This window comes from Mycobacterium sp. NTMscope_Eco_3 (genome assembly GCF_976985685.1).
In genome coordinates this window covers 5,369,352-5,386,918 of the sequence record NZ_CDRJYZ010000001.1, presented here as the reverse complement: position 1 = coordinate 5,386,918, position 17,567 = coordinate 5,369,352, and the positions used below count along the sequence as shown (strand labels likewise).

Here is a 17,567-nt window from a genome sequence, read left to right as displayed (position 1 = left end):
CACAACGATTTGTACTGTTGTTGGGACAGCTCTGAGCGCGCGAGCTTGCCAGCCCCAATCGTGGAAGTCGGTTTCGGTGATCCCAACCCGGATGCAGTCCAGCGCACCCGTCGACATCTGGCGGTCGGTGCGCGGTTTGCCGGACTTCTGGCGGCTGCTGCAGGTGCGCATGGCGAGTCAGTTCGGTGACGGCCTGTTTCAGGCGGCGCTGGCCGGAGCGCTGCTGTTCAACCCGGATCGGGCGGCCGACCCGCTTTCCATCGCGCGCGCCTTCACGGTCCTGTTTTTGCCCTACTCGCTGCTGGGACCGTTCGCCGGCGCGCTGATGGACCGGTGGGACCGTCGGCTTGTCCTCGTCGGCGCCAACGCGGGCCGCTTGATCCTCATCGCCGCGATCGGCACGATTCTGGCGGTCCGGGCCGGCGACCTGCCGCTGCTGCTGGGCGCCCTGTTCGCGAATGGCTTAGCCCGCTTCGTGGGGTCCGGGCTGTCGGCGTCGCTGCCGCACGTGGTGCCGCGCGAGCAGGTGGTGACGATGAACTCGGTGGCCACCGCGGTCGGGGCCATCGCGGCGTTCGTCGGCGCAAACTTCATGCTGGTGCCGCGGTTCATCTTCGGCGCCAGCGACAAGGGCGCCTCGGCGATCGTCTTCATCACCGCGATTCCCGTGTCGATCGCGTTACTGCTGTCGTGGCGGTTCGGCGCGCGGGTGCTGGGCCCCGACGACACCCGGCGCGCGATCCACGGACCGGTCATCTACGCGGTGGTCACGGGCTGGTTGCACGGAGCGCGCACGGTGGCGCAGCGCCCGACGGTCGGCGCCACGCTGTCCGGCCTGGCCGCCCACCGGATGGTGGTCGGGATCAACTCGCTGCTGGTCTTGTTGCTGGTCCATCACCTGCCCGACGCCGACGGTGGGGGATTCGGGACCGCCCTGCTGTTCTTCGGCGCCGCGGGCCTGGGCGCCTTCCTGGCCAACCTGCTGACGCCGCCCGCGATCCGTCGCTGGGGGCGCTACGCCACGGCAAACGGTGCGTTGGCGGCCTCGGCGATCATCGAGGTCGCCGGCGCCGAACTGCTGGTCCCGGTCATGGTGGCGTGCGGCTTTTTGCTCGGTGTGACCGGTCAGATGGTCAAGCTGTGCGCCGACACGGCGATCCAGATTGATGTCGACGACGCTCTTCGCGGACACGTGTTCGCCGTGCAGGATGCGCTGTTCTGGGTGGCGTTCATCGTCGCGATCACGGCGGCCGGAATGTTGATTCCCGGCGACGGACACGCGCCCGCGTTCGCTCTGTTCGGCTCGATGCTCTACCTGGCCGGCCTGGCGGTGCACAGCTTCATCGGGCGCCGCGGCGAGCAGGCGAATGACCGCTAAGGTGACGACGTGACGTGTCCGACGGCCGCCGCCGACAGGGGAGGGCGCCGATGACCGGACCCGCGCCCATGGTCGAGGACCTGCGCGCCGAAAGCGACGCGCTCGACGCCCTGGTCGCGCCGTTGGAGCCCGAGCGCTGGGCCGATCCCACGCCCGCGCCCGGCTGGACCATCGCGCACCAGATCGGCCACCTGCTGTGGACCGACCGCGTCGCCCTGATCGCCGTGACCGACGAGCCAAGATTCGCCGACCTGGTGGCGGGTGCGGCCGCCGACCCGACCGGCTTCGTCGACAAGGGCGCCGAAGAACTCGCAACCCTGGCGCCCGCCGAGCTGCTCGCCGACTGGCGCGCCACCCGCCGGCGGCTGCACGAGGAGCTGCTCGGAGTCACCGACGGTCGCAAACTCCCGTGGTTCGGCCCACCGATGAGTGCGGCGTCGATGGCCACCGCGCGGTTGATGGAGACGTGGGCACACGGTCTCGACGTCGCCGACGCCCTGGGCATCACGCGGCCCGCGACCGACCGCCTGCGGTCGATCGCCCATCTGGGGGTGCGCACCCGCGATTTCGCCTTCGCCGTCAACAATCTGGCGCCCCCGGCCGAGCCGTTCCGGGTCGAGCTGCGCGGACCCGGCGGTGACATTTGGTCCTGGGGACCGCCGGAGGCTGAGCAACGGGTCAGCGGCTCGGCGGAGGATTTCTGCTTCCTCGTCACTCAACGGCGCCCCCTGAGCGCCCTCGACATCACGGCCCGAGGCGCCGACGCGCGGCGTTGGCTGGAGATCGCGCAGGCTTTCGCGGGGCCTCCCGGCCCCGGGCGATGAGCGAGTGAACAGGACCGGGGCCGTCAACCGCGTCCGCGCGATTGGCGCGTCACCGACGTCAGTGCAGGGGGCCGCCGTAGCTCGCCCGGTTCTCGGCCTCGGCCTCTTCTCGCAGCGCCGTGATCGCCAGGTTCAGCCTGTCGGCCAACTCACCGTGGCCGTACCCGGTCATCACCCCGGGATGCAGAGTCAGTTTGATCAGCCGGCCGTCTGAATTCGCCACGGCGTACACGTCGCCCAGGTCGACGCTGTAGGTCACCGCCTCGGCCTGCGCCACCAGGGCTTCCCACTTGTCGGCCGCTTCGCTCAGTTCCCGAAGAACCGACTCGACGAGATCCTTATCGCTGAGATTCGCGCGACTGCCCGAACCCGACACGAGGGACAGTATCGTCGACCCCTCCGACCAGCGTCAATTCATACGCGGCGGGTTCTCGGCTCAACTGCCGGGCGTCGACGCGGCGAGCTTGTGATACCAGGCGAGGTGGTAGTTCGCCGACACCGTGTCGCCGCTGGCAATGGCTTCGGTGGCCGCCATCAACATGCACTTGAGCAGCAGTCCCGGATTGACGTTCGGATACTGAACCAAAAGCTGGTAACGCGCTGTGTCGAGATGCACCCGCAGCACGTCGACCTCCTGGTCGACGACGAACGTGCCCGCGGCCGCCGCGTCGGCCAACCGCGTGACGATCTTGGGCAGCTCGGCGCGCCCCCGGGTGACATGGCTGAGCGCCGCCGCCAGGTCATCGATGGCCGGCAGCTGGCGCGGCTCGACAGAAGATCGGGTCGCGGCGAAGTCGACCGAGCGGCGCAGCGAATCACCGGGGGTGTAGGTGACCACGCCGGTCGTTTCCCCGATCAGTGCGGCGACCCTGCCGCTGCGTCGCTCGGGTTCCAACAACCGCACGCCTGCGGGAAGGCTGATGCCCGACGGGATCCAGCCGTGGGCGAGGTCGGTGACCAATACCGTCGTCCCGTCGGCGCGATCCCCGATCGCCCAGTTCAGCCGTGGCTCTTGCCGTACCACGAACTCGAGGAGCCGGTTCAGCCGGTCTTTGTCGAATCCCGTTGGGGCCACCGGCTTTTCGACGGGCACCTGCACGGCCTCGGCGGCTTCCACGGGAGCTTCCGGCGCACTAGCCGCCGGCTCGTCGCCGCCAACCCGCGCGGGCTCGTCCGCCGGGGCGTGGTGGCGTCCGCCCGCCGCGGGTTCGAGGGGCTCCTCAACGGGCTCTGGTGCGCTGTCGGCCGGCGCCTCGACCACCGGCTCCGCGTCCGTGACCACCGGAATGACCTGCGTCTCCTCGAGAGGCGGCGCATCGGCAACCCCGGCCGGCTCCTCCGGATCGGCGGTGGCTTCCTGGCCGGGTGCCGCCGGCTCGTCCCCAACGACCGACTCATCCACAACCGCATGGTGGCGGCCGCTTGCGGTGGATTCTTCGACCGGCGGCTCGAGAGCTTCCTCGACCGGCGCCTGGGGAACTTCCTCGACCGGCGCCTCGGGAGTTTCCTCGACCGGCGGCTCCGGAGCCCGCTCGGCCGGCGTCTCGACCACCGGCTCCGCGTCCCTGACCACCGGAATGACCTGTGTCTCCTCGAGATGCGACGCGTCGGCGGTCCCGATCGCCTCGTCATCGGCGGTGGGCTCTGGCTCGCTCGCCTGTGGTTCGTCCGGGCCAGCGGCCGGTTCGACCGCGGGGCGGCGACGCCATCTCGGCGTCGGCTGGGGCGGCTCCGCGGCGTCGTCGATCTCGCGGACCGCCGGTAGCACCTGCGTCTTTTCCAGGTCCGCAGCGGCACGTTCCAGGCCCGGCGGAGGCGCAGCGGGGGCCTGCGCGCCGCTCTGCACCGTATGCAGGTAGCGAATCGTCGATTCGACTCGGCGCACGGCACGGCCGCGGGCTTCCTCGATGACCCGCGCCTCGGCTGCCTGCCGGGCCGGGTCGGTCATTCCCGCCCGCTTGAGCATCTTGAGTTGGTCGTTGGCGCCGTTGGCAATTCGCTGCAGGTCGGCCCTGAGATACTCTGCGAGAGTGGCGGTTTCGGCCGTGACCGTCGACAATTCGGCAGGCCACAGCCCGCCTGTCACCCAGGGGGTGCAGTCGATGGGAGAGCTGAAGGCCGGAATCGCCAGGGATTCCCGGGTAGCTCTCCGGAGGCGCTGACGCGCCGTCATCCGACCGAAGATCGCCACTAGCTAAGCGTACCGGCAGTGGCCGGGCGACTTGTGCGGTCAGTGAATTGTGCGCCCGCAACGGCCTGGGTAGCGTGGGGACATGGCTGAATCTGCACTGCAGCAGCAACTCGACGAGGTGCGCGCGTTGCTCGCCCGCGCGCGAGAGTTGTTCGGCCCCAATCCCGTAGAGCCGCCCACGGGCATCGCTCCCGATCCCAGCGCAGCGAAGCCATGGCTGCGCTAGACCGGCAGCGCAGCTGAGATCCGCGCAGAACGCCTAGCGTCCGCCATCGCGGCGGCGCAGTTTGTGCGCCAGCAACTTCTCAATGGCCGCATCGAGGTCTCGCGGGGTAGGAACCTCGGCGGACGGGGTGTGTCCTGCCGCGACGATCTCGTCGCGAATCTCCAGCAACGCCTTGAGGCACGACACATCGGCGGTGAGCACGATGCCCTGCGCCAGGGTCTCGGCGTCAGTTTCCATCGCCTCTTCGCTCAGCGCGACACTGTGCATATATCCGCCGCGGCAAGAGCGGACGAGGATGTGCCCACTCGGGTGAACGGTGTCGAAAGCGGGATTCGCGTCGGTCATCGACCGCGGTCGACGACGTCGCCGAACTTGCGTGCAGCCTCCTGCTCGTGCTGTTCCCACATCGTCGCCGATACGGTCAATTGGTCGGCCAAATCGGCGTGGTCAGCAGCCTGCTGCTCATAACACTGGCGTCGCAGCTCGAGCAGCTCGCGGCCGGCGTCGCGCAACTCGCTAAAGATCGGCCCGAGCGAATCAAGGCTCTCCTGGATCGCGGCGTGCGACGACGGAACGGTGCGCAAGTACTCCGAGGTGTCCTGATGATGCGCGGCGGCCTGACGTAAGTGCGCGGGCACCACATGTATCGAATCTGCCATCCGCTGTCTCCTGTTGACGACCGCCGTACGTGCCGGCGAGTTCATTTTTCTCAGGTGGTCGACGAGGTTGCCGGCCGGGTAGGTGTCGGTGGTTCAGGCTTAGTCGGCGTGGTCGCGGACGCGGCCGACGCCGGCGGATGCTCCCAGCCTAGAAAGCTCGGTCCGCTCACGGTGGCGATGTGCTGAATTTGGCCATCAAGAAGCGCCTTGTCAGGGCCGAGGGCAAGGGCGTGACGGTCCGTGAACATCCCGATGTCGCCCGGACTCACGTGTGGCGCATCGATGGGGTTGGCGACCGCCGTTCCCGGTGGGGGAATGGTCATTCCCTGTTGTTGGAACGCTTCCGCGATCGGCGTTCCGCCGACGGCGGCCTGGATCGCCGCCGCCAACTGCGGGCTGGCGGCGGTCACGGTTTCGCCGTCGGGCAGGGTCACCGGCGTCGGGCCGGCCGCTGGCTCGTCGGATGACGCGTCCTGCGGGCCGTTGTTCTCGTCGGGGTTGTCCGAGGCGTCGAGCGCGCTCGGGTCTTCCTCTTGGGCATCCGGTAGTTCTTCGTCGGCCAAATCCTGCAGCGCCGGATCGCTTGCGTCGTCGCCCTGCAGCCCCGAAAACGGAAGGCCGCCCGGCCCTTCCCATCCCGCCATGGAAGCGGGCATGGTGCCCAGACCCGGGAGTGGCCCGCCGCCGAAGTTCGGCATCGGGGGCGCCATCGGCGTTTCCGTTGCGGGCGCGAACGGGGCGCCCGCCGCCGCGTCCGGCCCCGGAACGTCTCCGGGCAACAGTTCGTCGTCATCGGCCAGCAGCGAATCCAGCAGCGGATCCCATTCGGGGCCGGTATCGCTCGACGCATCGGTCGTACCGACCGCGGGCACATCACCAACGGACGCCGTGGGTGGGTGTTCGCCCGGCCGATTGGGTTCGTTCTTGGACGCGTCGTACAGCGACGTCCATGCGGCCATCAGCGCCGATTTCGACGTGTCGTCCAGGCTGGCGTTCAGGACCACCGCGCGAATGTCTCGGAGCTTGCCGATGAGGAAGCGTTGGAAATCGCGCGCTCCCGCGGGAGTGTCCAGGTCTGATCTCATCCGTACCGCGGCTTCGGTTTCTTGTTGCAGCTTGGTGAGCGCTTCCCTGCCGTCGACCGCATTCAGGTGCGCGTTGAGGATGGCCGAAACGACCTGCATGTCCAGTTGCGAACTCGCCGAGTTCTGCTGTGCCAGAGCGGCTTCGGCGCTGGCGATGGCGTCTGCGGCCGCACCCGATTCCCGGTCCGGTGCTGTCGCGGTTCCTTCGAATACTCGCCCCGTGGGCGGGCTGCTCGCCGGTGCGGCACCGAACACGTCCGCATGCTGTCGGCGGATCTTGCGCACGATCGCCTCGAGTTGCTCGGTGCCCGTGGTCGGCGTGATCACCGCGGAGACTTCGGTGGGCGCCAATCCCGTCTGCCACGCGTTTGGATCGCCGGTGCGGTCTCGAACGTGTTTGACCGCTGCCAGGAGATCGTCGTAGGCCGACATCAGATCCCCAGGCGGCGCTGCAGCGGCCCCCGCTGCGGGAAATGACGCGACCCCTCCATGCCCGGCGACAGTACTCAGGGGCGTTCCTGCCGACAATTCACTGAGCTGCATGGTTGTGGACTAGTTCCGGTTAACTGCTGCCGACGGTGTACTGCGCCCGAAGGTTCTCCAACACAGCCCTTTTCGCCTGAACGAGCTCGCGCGCCCCGGCCACTACCGCGGCGATCTCGCGTTGCTTGTCCAGCAGAAACTTGTGAAACTCGCGCGCCCCCATGGGCGTATCCACGGCGAGGTTCGCTTGCTGCACGACGGCATGGTCAATCTGTTCGGCGATGGCGTCGAGTCGCCGGACACTCTCGCGCGCCGCCGTGTGAGCGGTGTTCAGCACGTCGGTGAGCACGCGGTCGGCTTCGGACGCGGCGCCGTGCTGAGTCGCCAGCGTTGATCGCCGCGCCTCAACGGCCTCTAACGAGGACTCGGGTTGTTCCGGCATCGGCTCACCCTTCTCGTCGTGCCCGGATCGCCGGGCGGACTTGGCGTGTCATATCGGTCGGCGTATCGCAACGTTGTTGCCCAGTCGGCTTATTCGCACCGACGCGCCCGCGTACGGCGCCTCGACAACGAGGTTGTTACCGATGGCGAGCTGGACGTGACCGGAGTGCGGAAAGACCAGATCACCCGGTCGCACCTGCGAACGGGGTACCGGGATGCCGTCGTTGATCTGCTGATATGTGGTGCGGTCCAAGTGAATACCGGCCCGCGCGTAGCTCCACTGAACGAGCCCGGAACAGTCGAACTGGTCGGGGCCGGTCGCGCCCCAGACGTAGGGACGGCCCAGCCGTGACAACGCGGCCCGCACGGCGACCGCGGCGCGGTCGTTCGGCGGCAATCCGAGGCCCCGCCCGTGCCGCAGCCGATACCGCAACGCCAGCAGGGCCGCATGGTGCTGTCGCGCACGCAACCTCGCCGACACGACGTGGGCCCGTTGCGTACGCAGTCGCGCCACGCGGCGGCGCATCGCCTCTCGCTGCGCCAACGGGGTCGACGGGGGCACCGTGGCATCGGCGCGGGCCGCGTCGAGGACGTTTTGGGTCAGGTCGCGGGCCTGCGCGCGGTCGCGGTGGACGCCGTTGAGCAGGTCGGTGACCGCGGCGTCGGTCCCCGCGGCTGACGTGAGGCGCTGCCGGCTGTGGTCCACCGCAAGTTGGTAGCCGCCACGGGCAAATCCGTCGTTCAGCCCGGCGGCCCGCCGCAACAGCCCGCGGTAGTGCCCGGTGTCCGCATCCAGCGCTGCGGGCGTCGTGCCGCCGGCGAAGAGTTGATGAGCGCGGCTCAACGCCTCGACTTCGCTATGGCTCACTGTGCCTCCTCGCCGCTGTCGTGGCTGGCCTGTTCTCGGCTCGTCGTCTCAACCGCCTCGGTGAAGGCGTGCACGCGGGGGAGGGCGCCCGGCGAAATGACACCGCGATTGCGGATGTCCCATATCTCGTCCACGTCGACGCCCACCAGCGCGGCGATGATCGGCTCCGGCAAGGAGGACTGTGCGCAGGCCCGGTCGAAACGGGCGCTCAGGCTGGCGGGCATCCGCTTCAGCAGGGCCGTGCGCGTCGCCTCCAGGGCCTGCAGATGCTCCATCAGCCGTTCGGTCGAATCGGCGCCCGCGCTCACCGCCACCCGCCAGGAGCTGGCGGCGAGCATCTCCGCCTTCACGCACTGAGCGATCACAGACAGAATATACGTCTCATATTCGTTTGATGTTGTCGCAGGAAGCCGATCGATGACGGATTTGAGGGCATCGAGCTGGGCTTCGGCATAGCCTTCCAGCACTTCGGTGTCGCTATGGCGGTCGACCACCACCGGTCCGGAACGCCGTGCGGACATCGCGGCCGCCGGCGGCGCGGCCATCAGCCGGGCCAATTCGGCATCCGGATCGGCGGCCACCAATAGCCGGGAGTAGGTGCCCGGCGGCAGGCCAAGCCCATTTTCAATCTTCTGAACTGTGCTTTTGTGCGGTTTACGGGCGCCGCGTTCGAGAAAGCTGAGCCCCATGATGCTGACCCCGGTCGCGGTGGCGAGGTCGGCTAATGACCAATCCCGCGATTCTCGCAACGCGCGGATAGCCGCGCCGGCCGATTCACGGCTCACCACACGCTCCGGCCATAGGCCGGATAGTACACAGCCACCGTCTCGGATATGCAGATATACGTTTCCGTCGACGTTTCTCTTGCGCGGTCGGCCTCTCGCCGTATACGCTTTTGCCTACGTTTCACGCTCGACAAGGAGACCGACATGGGACACCCGTGCGCAGCCAACCCGGAGCTTTGGTTCGGCTACCCCGACGACGACGGTGGTGACGGCGCGGCGAAGGCGCGCGCATACGAACGGTCGGCCACCGAGGCGCGCCTGCAATGCCTGCGCCGCTGCCCACTGGCACAACAGCGCCGCTGCGCCCAACACGCCATCGCACACCGCGAGGAGTACGGCGTATGGGCGGGCGTAAAGCTGCCGGGCGGCCAGTATCGCAAGCGTGACCAGCTGGCTCACGCCCACGACGTCCTGCGGCGTATTGCGTCGGGCGAAATCAACTCCCGGCAGCTACCCGAGAATGCGGCGCTGCTGGCGCGGCACGAACACGAGGCGGTCCCGGTGGCCGCAGTCGTGTTGCATCTGCCGCTGGCCCAAGTCGGGCCTCGTACGGCTGCCTGACGTCGCGTCGCAATCCCAGCTCGGCAGTTTGCTGAACCAGTCAATGGGGTAGTCGGGGTCGGCAAGACCAGTCTGTCGACCTTAAAGGCGCACCCATGACGTTCGACCTGACCCCGACGGCGGCACAACACGATCTGGCCCGACGCACCCATGAGTTCGCCGAATCCGTAATACGCCCAGTAGCCCTCGAATACGACCAACGCCAGGAGTTCCCCTGGCCGGTGCTCGAAGAGGCGGCCCAACAAGGTTTCTACAGCCCGCTGTTCTACCGCGACCTGATCGGCGACCCGACCGGCATCTCCCTGCCTATGTTCATGGAGGAACTGTTCTGGGGGTGCGCCGGCATCGGCCTGGCCATCGTGATGCCCGCCCTGGCGCTCTCAGCGATCGGCCAGGCCGCGTCCCCGGAGCAGATGCTGGAGTGGGCGCCCGAATGTTTCGGCACCCCAGGCGATCTCAAGCTCGCCGCCCTGGCGATCTCCGAGTCCGAGGGCGGCAGCGATGTGCGCAACCTACGCACGCGTGCCCGCCGCGACGGTGATGACTGGATCATCGACGGCCACAAAATGTGGATCGGCAACGGCGGCATCGCCAACGTGCACGTGGTCAACGCGGTAGTCGACGAGGAACTCGGCCATCGAGGTCAGGCGCTCTTCGTGGTGCCCGGCGGCACGCCCGGCCTGAAACTGCTGCGAAAGCTCGACAAGCTGGGCTGTCGGGCGTCCCATACGGCCGAGCTGCTTTTCGAAGGCGTGCGCGTGCCGCGCGCCAATCTGCTCGGCGGGGAAGAGAAACTCGAACACAAACTCGCCAAGGCGCGAGAAGTTGTGGCGGGTGGAAAACGCTCCGGTTCAGCGACGTTGGGAACCTTCGAGCAGACGCGACCCATGGTCGCCGCCCAAGCCATCGGGATCGCCCGTGCGGCGTTGGAGTACGCGACCGCGTATGCCACCGAGCGTGAGGCGTTCGGCGGGCCCATCATCGACAACCAGGGCATCGCGTTCCCGCTCGCGGAATTGGCCACGCAGATCGATGCGGCCCGGCTGCTCACCTGGCGGGCCTCCTGGATGGCGGCCAACAACGTTCCCTTCGAACGAGGGGAGGGCTCGATGTCGAAGATGGCCGCCAGCGAGGTAGCGGTCAAGGCCACCGAACGCGCAATTCAAACCATGGGCGGCTGGGGCTACATCACCGATCACCCGGTCGAGAAATGGTATCGGGATGCCAAGCTGTACACCATCTTTGAAGGAACCAGCGAGATCCAGCGGATGGTCATCTCCAACGCCCTGGGCGCGGCCGTGGGCACCCCGCCGCTGCATGTGGTCCTCGAGCCGTCCGGGGGACCGCTGAACCGGGTCTTCGGGCGGGGTACGCCGTTGCGGTCCCGCGTCGCCGATACCGCCCTGTCGATGCAGGATCGGGTGCCCGAGCCGGTCATGCGGCTGGCCATGAAGGTGCTGCGGCCCCCGGGCAAGTGAGTCGGCCGGGTACGGTCGCGGATGACGGCGCCGTTGAGGAGTCCGCGACGGAGGGTGAACGATGAGCAACCTTGAAGCCGCGCCGGCCGAAGTCGCCTGCGCCGCTTCGCAACACCCGGGCATCTCGCCCGGGGTGGAGGTGCTGCATCCGCGCGAGGTTCCCTTGGGGGGCCCGAGGGCCATACGGGTGCAACGCACGTTGCCACAACGAGGACGCTCGTTGATCGGTGCGTGGTGTTTCATCGACCACTACGGTCCGGTCGCCGCGAGGATGGATGTCCCGCCGCACCCGCATACGGGACTACAGACGGTCAGTTGGTTGTTCAGTGGGGAAGTGGAGCACCGCGACAGCGCCGGCGTACGTGCGGCCGTTAGGCCCGGCGAGCTGAATCTGATGACCGCGGGCGCCGGCATCTGCCATTCCGAAGTGTCGGTGGAGTCCGAACCCCTATTGCACGGCGCGCAGCTTTGGGTGGCGCTGCCGGCTTCCCATCGCGACACCGAGCGAGGCTTCGCCCACTATGCGCCCCCGCCGGTCTCGCTACCCGGCGCCGAACTGCGCGTGTTCCTCGGCGAGCTGGCCGGGAGTCGTTCGCCCGCAGTGACATTCACTCCGTTACTGGGCGCCCAGCTCGACCTCGACGCCGGTGCGGCACTGGACATCGATGTCGATGCCGCCTTCGAACACGGGGTGCTCTGTGATTCGGGCGTCGTTCAGGTGGGTGGGACGCCCCTGGCAATCGCCGACCTGGCGTATCTGAGCCCGGGCCACCGGCAGCTGCATGTGCGCAACGTGGGGGAGCGGCCCGCGCGGCTGCTGTTGCTCGGCGGCACGCCGTTCGCCGAAGAGTTGGTGATGTGGTGGAACTTCGTCGGACGAAGCCACGAGGACATCGTCAACTACCGCCGACTGTGGGAGGACGGCGACGATCGATTCGGTGCCGTCCACGGATACCGGGGAGCGCTTTCCCGGCTGCCCGCCCCGCCGCTGCCGACCACTCGGCTGCGGCCTCGACCGATACCCCGAAGAAAGGAACGTACCAATGACGACCGATAAGACCGGCGCGGAAACCACTGTCACCCTTGAGGACGGCAAGTACACGATCGCCGTCGAGGGCAAGACGGTGGGACTAGCCGATTTCGCCGACCGCGGCGACCAACGCGTCTTCTACCACACCGAAATCGACCCGGCCTACGGCGGACGCGGCCTGGCGACAATCCTTGTCGAGGAGGCGCTCAACGAGGCGCGCGATGAAGGCAAGCGCATTGTTCCGGTGTGCTCGATGATCGGCACGGTGCTCAAGAAGCATCCTGAATTCGACGACATCACGGACCCGGTCACTCCGGAAATCACGCAGTGGGTGCGGTCTTAGGAATATTCAATGGCCGGGGGGCGTCTGCGGCGCGGCGATTGGGCAGATATACGTTAGAGTTTTCGCGCTTAATTGATCTCGTCCGGTTTCGGCCATCCCCATTTTTTGGACGAATTAGACCGGCGCAGGGTAAGCAGCTCTTCGCAAACGCGTTCGGCAGTCGACTGATCCGCAAATAACTCCTCCACTCGAGTCAGGTTCGTCGACAACCAATTGGCCTGATCTATCGGCGCGTCTGCTCCCGTGTCGTCGCCCCCTTCTAGGTACTGGCGGATTAATGCTAGTCCAAACCAATCGTCGGAGACTGTTTGAAGGAGCGGTACTGCAGCGAAATAGATGAGGCCGCGATCATTGACTAAGTCCCACCTGAGCTGCTCACCGGTAAACGAGATCGATGCATCAATGTCGGCCAGGCCTCGGTTGGATGAATTGGTAATCCGGTACTTTGGATTGAGGTAAAGAACGCCGACATATTGAACAATAAATTCCAGAAGGGTTTTCACCGCTAACCTCCGATCTTAGGCGGGACTAGGGTATAGCCGTCCACTACTTGGTAACCATGCGACCTCAGGTAGCTGAGTTCGGCGGCAGTATAAGTATTATCCAGAATGCTATCGATTGAAGTTGACAACCTAATAGTGTCCCGATTTGCGATTGCAATGTCGAGCACATGCTGATTCGCCGCAAGTCGCTCAATGGGTGTGGCCGAGTTCCATGCGTCGCCGATATCGAAGTAGCTTGCGCCCCTCTCCTGTGCGAGATCGATGTACGAGGGCCCCCCGAGCGGGTGTTTAAATGGTCCCAGAACGGTTTCCCCGCTGCCGGTCAGATGCGCTTCGGACATTGCTCGCAGCTCGGGTGGCATGTAGTTGAGCGGGTTGTCCAAGTGGAATTCAGGATGCGCTGGATCAATGACAACCGGCGCCGGGCTATCAGGTAAGGCCCCCACGTGAGGTCCGGCCGGCGCATGTTCGACGGGCACGTCGCCGTGCGGAGCGGGCGGCGTGTGCTCCACCAGGGGCGGCTCGAGAGGGTGAGTGCCCGGGACCGGCTCCCCGGGTAACGGGGCATGAGAAGCCAGGTTCCGTTCTGCGGCTTGGAGGTGTTCCTCGGCTCCGGCGAGTGCGCGGGGGAACACGTTGTCGGCCGTCAGACCCTCCAACATCTCGCGGCTGAAAAGCATCTTCAGGCCCTGAAAGGCCGCCTCGCCGCCCGCCTTGAGCGCCGGCGCCCCGGCCGCCAGGGTTACGGCCGTAAAGAGGGGTTCGGAAGTCGCTTCCACTCGCCCGGGATCCGGTGTGCGCATGCCGGTCAATTTGCCGCCGTTGAAGGTGTAGTACGTGCCGGTGGCTTGGTCGAAGAACTCGCCCGTGCCGTTCTTGAGCTGGCCGTAAGCCTGCACGGGCTGCCCGTTGACGTTATAGGTGAACGTGAAATGCCCGTCGGGGCCGACATTTATCGATGCAGGGTCAATGCTGTTGTAGTCGGGAATCTTGCCCAGGTCGTCGAGAGCGCGGGCGAGGTCGGCCTTGAGCTTGGGCAGTTTGGCGCTGGCCGCCTCGCCTTCCGGCGAACCCGGGCCATGGGTATACAGGTCGGCCGCGGCTTTACTGAGCGCCTCCTGCGCGGCACGCACCTTGGCCATTTGGTCCACAACGGCCTGGTTGGTGGCTTGGCGAATGTCAGCCAACGCGGCCTGTTGGGCGGGGGACGCTGGGGCCACGCCGTCAGCATCGGCACCATGGAGCGGGGCGCCGTCGTACCCTTCGGCGTGAAGGCTGTTCAGTGATTTCTGAAGGCCGTCGGAGTACCCGTTGCGAATTGACTGCAGCGCGGCGAGCGCGGACTTGGTGTCGCGCAGGGCGTCGTCCTCCAGCGTGTTGATGAGGGCGTGCAGCTCGTCCTTTTCCCCGGCGCTGAGGCTGTGGTCGTTTTGCAAGATGGAGACGGCCTGGCTGACCATGTTCGAGATGTTCGTCAACTGGGCTTCTAAGGTGGCGATGCGCGCGGCTCCGGCCTTCTGCGCATCGGCTAGCGACGCGGCGATGTTTTCCAGGTCCGCGGCGATCTTAGGCAGCTGCAAGGACTGCGCCCCTAGGGATTTCGTGACGCGCTGAACTTCGTCAGAGTCGTTGATGGGATGACCGCCGCCGTCATGGTGGTTCCAGGCGGCCTCGAAGCGGGTGCGGGCTTGCTGGAAAGCGTTCTCGGCCTCCGCCGTGCATCGGCCCGCGCGGTGAAAGGCGCCGGCCAGATTGGAAATCTGCAACGGGCTGCCCGCCTGCAGGCTGGCGTTGATCGCCCACGGGTCGCCGCCGGCCTCGGCGATCAGCGCCTGCTCATCTATGTACGGAAGTCCCACAGCACCGCTCGCGGCCGCGCAGCAATAAGCGATCGTCCTTGCGATCGCATTGCGCCCATTTCCAACCCTTCCTGAGCTAGCTCATAAGGCTACTGGCGCATACGCGCTCGTCAATTCATGGCCGAATCAAATAGGTTCCGCAATACCACGGTGCGACGACGGTGCGAGTTCCTGCGCTGCGAAGTCCTCGGCGAACCGAACACGACGTGCCAAATCGGAGGATGGCGCGCTACGCCCTGAATCGGGTGGCGCCGTAACAGCGTTCGCTCTCAGGCCTGTAGTTGGCTACGGACCTCCAGACGCCTGAGCTTGCCCGACGACGTACGGGGTAATGATCCGGGCGGCATCAGTACGACATCGGCCGGAGTCACCCCGCACACCGAGATGACCCGCTTGATCACAGCGCTACGGGCCACATCGTGATCCGAACCCATGAATTCCGCGGCGATGAGTAACCGCGACTGGGCGGCACCGGATTTGGAGCCGACCGCGACCACGCCGCCGTGGCGCACCCCATCCACTTGCGCGGCCACCTGCTCGACTTCGGTGGGAAAGATGTTGCGCCCCGCGATCGTGATGATCTCTTTGGACCGGCCGCAAATGACCAGTTGGCCGTCGACGAGATAGCCAATGTCTCCCGTGCGGAACCACTCCGCACCGCGATCAGTCTCGGTGGCCGCGTCACCGAAGTACTTCGTCATCATCGATGATCCGCGGATCTCGACTTCCCCCAGGCGGTCATCCGAGCCGTGGTCCGTCGGGCTTACGCGGAGCTCCATACCGGGGATGGGGTGGCCCAGCAGTGCATACCGTTGCCGCGTACCGGATTCCGTCCGCTCATCGATGCGCAACCCCTCCCCGCAGGCGGGCATCGTCACGGCACAGGTTGACTCGGCCATCCCGTACGCCGGGGTAGCGGCGGACGGCGGCAATCCGAACGGAGCCATCGCCTCGGCGAATCGTTGAAACCCCTCGCAGTCAACGGGTTCGCCTCCATTGATGGCAATCCGCAGCGCTCCCAAGTCGACGTCCGAAACTCGGCCCGAGTAGCGGCCGAGCATGGAATACCCGAAATTGGGTCCCGCGGTGAATGTTGCCGCGCTGGCCGAAAGCCAATCCGCCCAGCGAAGGGGCGCGGCGGAGAACGCCCCTGTCGGCGCCTGCCAAAGCGGCGTCCCGCTCAGCACAGCGGTCAACAGGAATGCCAGACCCATATCGTGGTAAAGCGGCAACCACGAACACGCCCGGTCGGCGGCGCCGTCGAGTTGTAGCCGCCGAATGAGTCCGCGCATGTTGTTCAGCACGGCGTCCGGCGACAAGACCGCGGTTCGGGGGTCGCCGGTGGATCCGGCAGTACCCTGCAGGATCGCGGCGTTCGAATCGGATTGACTCTGAGGATCATTCGACGCGGGGGTGCGAGCGGCCTCGGCAAGGCTGCTGACCGACAGGGTCGTCTCCGCATCGCGCAGGGTCCGCAGCGTCGCACCGTGACTGAATACCGTGCTGACTCCGATCCCGTGGAAGCGGCTCAGGGTGCTGCGAGCCCACTCAGCCAGGTCGGCGCCGCGCCTGGGGCGGGGCAGAATCGAGACGGCGGCACCCGCCAGCCACGCGCCCTGTATGGCGGCGATCAGCTCAACGGTCGGTTCACCGACGAGTCCCACGGCGCCAAGGTGATCCTGCTGCAGTAAATGCGTGGCGATGCTTTCGGCCATTCCGTGGACCTCGGGCCAGGGGCGGGCAGTCCATCTATCGGCGTCTTTGTCTAGGACCACCAAGTCATGCGGCGACCGCGTCATCGCGTCGCGCATCGCGGCCGCGAGAACGTTCATGCGTCGGCCCCGGCCGCGATCGCGGCCTGCAGGTCGCCGACGGTCGTGCAGGTCAACAGGTCTTCCTCGCTCAATTGCGCGCCGAACCGTTCTTCGATGGCCACCAGGCCGGCGGCAAAGGCGACGGAGTCCATTCCCAGGTCATCTATCAGACGCGTTGTGGCAGTGACGGTTTCGAACTTGAGGTCCAGGTCATCTCGAAGGATGCTGACCAACTGATCGTCGACGGTGCCGGGCACAGGTTGATTGGAGGAGGCCATGTGCCGGGACCATACCGGGTTGAATTAGGTAAGGCTACCCTCATTGGTATTGTGTGGGTTGTCTCACCGTCAAGGCCGACGCAATGGGCTACCCGCTGCCGCCGGCTAACTGCGGCTTGCCGGTGCGCCGATTGCCGCACGGGCACAACAACTTTGAGGGCCGTCGGATCCGCGGCGGATGGCCGGCCGGCTTCGCGTTTTCTCCGCTGAGATGATGGTGCTGTGACAGACCCCTGCGCAGGGTGCGGTTTTACGTATGACCTGCGCCGAGCCGCATCCGCCGGTCAGGACATCCGAGCCTCGGCGGCGGACGTTGCTATACTTCTGTCTAACAACGAGATTGGGGTGCGGTCCCGCGCGCGTCCCGACGTATGGTCACCGCTGGAGTACGCATGCCATCTGCGCGATGTGCTGCTGGTGCAGCGCGAACGGGTACTCGCCGCCCGGCGGACGAGCGGCCACGATTGTGCGTCCATGGGCCGCGAGGAGCGGGCTGAGCACGACGGATACAGCGAACAGGACCCGGCTGAGGTCGCTCGTCAACTCGCCGACGCGGCAGCACTATTCAGCAATGTCCTGGCTCGGCTGTCCGCCGATGACTGGGACCGAACCGTTCTCTACCACTATCCGGAAACCCGCGAACGGTCGCTGCGCTGGGTCGCGGTACACACCGTGCACGAGCTACAGCATCACCTTCTCGACATTCGCCGCCAGCTGTGACCGGAGCGGGCGCGGCGCACGAAAGTCGCTGGTACACCGGA

At 66.6% G+C, this 17,567-nt stretch carries 19 protein-coding genes and 1 pseudogene; 8 read left to right on the top strand and 12 right to left on the bottom strand.

The window, feature by feature from the left end; translation table 11 throughout:
* Window positions 1–45: 45 nt before the first annotated feature.
* Window positions 46–1,378, top strand: a pseudogene (locus tag AC0KTM_RS25045) (MFS transporter).
* Between the two features lie 50 nt (window positions 1,379–1,428).
* Complete coding sequence (locus AC0KTM_RS25040) at window positions 1,429–2,202, top strand: TIGR03084 family metal-binding protein (RefSeq protein WP_225329726.1); 774 nt, start codon at window positions 1,429–1,431, stop codon at window positions 2,200–2,202.
* Between the two features lie 58 nt (window positions 2,203–2,260).
* On the opposite strand, the gene AC0KTM_RS25035 is transcribed toward AC0KTM_RS25040, so the two are convergent.
* Window positions 2,261–2,587 carry a DUF2710 family protein gene (locus AC0KTM_RS25035; RefSeq protein WP_225329741.1) on the bottom strand — a complete coding sequence of 109 codons (327 nt, stop codon included), beginning with the start codon at window positions 2,585–2,587 and terminating at the stop codon, window positions 2,261–2,263.
* 51 nt (window positions 2,588–2,638) lie between these two features.
* Complete coding sequence (locus AC0KTM_RS25030; RefSeq protein ID WP_225329727.1) at window positions 2,639–4,393, bottom strand: DUF5631 domain-containing protein; 1,755 nt, start codon at window positions 4,391–4,393, stop codon at window positions 2,639–2,641.
* A gap of 82 nt (window positions 4,394–4,475) precedes the next feature.
* Between AC0KTM_RS25030 and AC0KTM_RS25025 the strand changes: the two genes are divergently transcribed.
* Entirely contained in the window at window positions 4,476–4,619 is a 144-nt protein-coding gene (locus AC0KTM_RS25025) for a hypothetical protein (RefSeq protein WP_014378759.1), read from the top strand.
* Between the two features lie 33 nt (window positions 4,620–4,652).
* On the opposite strand, the gene AC0KTM_RS25020 is transcribed toward AC0KTM_RS25025, so the two are convergent.
* From AC0KTM_RS25020 to AC0KTM_RS24995, 6 genes are all read right to left on the bottom strand, one after another.
* Window positions 4,653–4,964 carry a DUF2694 family protein gene (locus AC0KTM_RS25020; RefSeq protein ID WP_020821275.1) on the bottom strand — a complete coding sequence of 104 codons (312 nt, stop codon included), beginning with the start codon at window positions 4,962–4,964 and terminating at the stop codon, window positions 4,653–4,655.
* Window positions 4,961–5,278, bottom strand: a complete 318-nt coding sequence (locus tag AC0KTM_RS25015) for an ESX-1 secretion-associated protein (protein WP_008262603.1) — start codon at window positions 5,276–5,278, stop codon at window positions 4,961–4,963. Before AC0KTM_RS25015 ends, AC0KTM_RS25020 begins: the two co-directional genes overlap by 4 nt.
* 50 nt (window positions 5,279–5,328) lie before the next feature.
* A complete protein-coding gene (locus AC0KTM_RS25010) occupies window positions 5,329–6,795 on the bottom strand; it encodes a DUF4226 domain-containing protein (protein ID WP_225329728.1) in 1,467 nt (488 codons plus the stop codon).
* Window positions 6,796–6,925: 130 nt separating this feature from the next.
* Entirely contained in the window at window positions 6,926–7,288 is a 363-nt protein-coding gene (locus AC0KTM_RS25005) for a DUF4226 domain-containing protein (RefSeq protein ID WP_472416974.1), read from the bottom strand.
* Between the two features lie 48 nt (window positions 7,289–7,336).
* Window positions 7,337–8,155 carry a C40 family peptidase gene (locus tag AC0KTM_RS25000; RefSeq protein ID WP_225329730.1) on the bottom strand — a complete coding sequence of 273 codons (819 nt, stop codon included), beginning with the start codon at window positions 8,153–8,155 and terminating at the stop codon, window positions 7,337–7,339.
* Complete coding sequence (locus AC0KTM_RS24995) at window positions 8,152–8,940, bottom strand: helix-turn-helix domain-containing protein (protein ID WP_225329731.1); 789 nt, start codon at window positions 8,938–8,940, stop codon at window positions 8,152–8,154. Before AC0KTM_RS24995 ends, AC0KTM_RS25000 begins: the two co-directional genes overlap by 4 nt.
* Before the next feature lie 144 nt (window positions 8,941–9,084).
* Here AC0KTM_RS24995 and AC0KTM_RS24990 point away from each other — a divergent pair, with 144 nt between their 5' ends.
* The 4 genes from AC0KTM_RS24990 (at window position 9,085) to AC0KTM_RS24975 (ending at window position 12,352) form a co-directional block, all read left to right on the top strand.
* Entirely contained in the window at window positions 9,085–9,501 is a 417-nt protein-coding gene (locus tag AC0KTM_RS24990) for a WhiB family transcriptional regulator (RefSeq protein ID WP_008262579.1), read from the top strand.
* 95 nt (window positions 9,502–9,596) lie between these two features.
* Window positions 9,597–10,979, top strand: coding sequence for an acyl-CoA dehydrogenase family protein (locus AC0KTM_RS24985; protein WP_472416972.1), 1,383 nt, complete (start codon window positions 9,597–9,599; stop codon window positions 10,977–10,979).
* Window positions 10,980–11,040: 61 nt separating this feature from the next.
* Window positions 11,041–12,036, top strand: a complete 996-nt coding sequence (locus tag AC0KTM_RS24980; protein WP_225329733.1) for a pirin family protein — start codon at window positions 11,041–11,043, stop codon at window positions 12,034–12,036.
* Complete coding sequence (locus AC0KTM_RS24975) at window positions 12,023–12,352, top strand: GNAT family N-acetyltransferase (protein WP_225329734.1); 330 nt, start codon at window positions 12,023–12,025, stop codon at window positions 12,350–12,352. The genes AC0KTM_RS24980 and AC0KTM_RS24975 overlap by 14 nt, the downstream gene beginning before the upstream one ends.
* Window positions 12,353–12,420: 68 nt before the next feature.
* On the opposite strand, the gene AC0KTM_RS24970 is transcribed toward AC0KTM_RS24975, so the two are convergent.
* The 4 genes from AC0KTM_RS24970 to AC0KTM_RS24955 all read right to left on the bottom strand — a co-directional run bounded on the left by AC0KTM_RS24970 (window position 12,421) and on the right by AC0KTM_RS24955 (window position 16,806).
* Window positions 12,421–12,855 carry a hypothetical protein gene (locus AC0KTM_RS24970; protein WP_225329735.1) on the bottom strand — a complete coding sequence of 145 codons (435 nt, stop codon included), beginning with the start codon at window positions 12,853–12,855 and terminating at the stop codon, window positions 12,421–12,423.
* Window positions 12,856–12,857: 2 nt separating this feature from the next.
* A complete protein-coding gene (locus AC0KTM_RS24965) occupies window positions 12,858–14,714 on the bottom strand; it encodes a putative alpha/beta hydrolase (protein ID WP_238955330.1) in 1,857 nt (618 codons plus the stop codon).
* A 269-nt stretch (window positions 14,715–14,983) separates the two neighbouring features.
* The gene (gene mbtM / locus AC0KTM_RS24960) at window positions 14,984–16,546 is read right to left on the bottom strand and encodes a long-chain-fatty acid--ACP ligase MbtM (protein WP_472416971.1); all 1,563 of its coding nucleotides are present in this window, start codon (window positions 16,544–16,546) and stop codon (window positions 14,984–14,986) included.
* Entirely contained in the window at window positions 16,543–16,806 is a 264-nt protein-coding gene (locus AC0KTM_RS24955; RefSeq protein ID WP_238955326.1) for an acyl carrier protein, read from the bottom strand. The genes mbtM and AC0KTM_RS24955 overlap by 4 nt, the downstream gene beginning before the upstream one ends.
* Window positions 16,807–17,067: 261 nt before the next feature.
* Between AC0KTM_RS24955 and AC0KTM_RS24950 the strand changes: the two genes are divergently transcribed.
* The gene (locus tag AC0KTM_RS24950; protein ID WP_238957245.1) at window positions 17,068–17,526 is read left to right on the top strand and encodes a DinB family protein; all 459 of its coding nucleotides are present in this window, start codon (window positions 17,068–17,070) and stop codon (window positions 17,524–17,526) included.
* The last annotated feature ends 41 nt before the right edge of the window (window positions 17,527–17,567 follow it).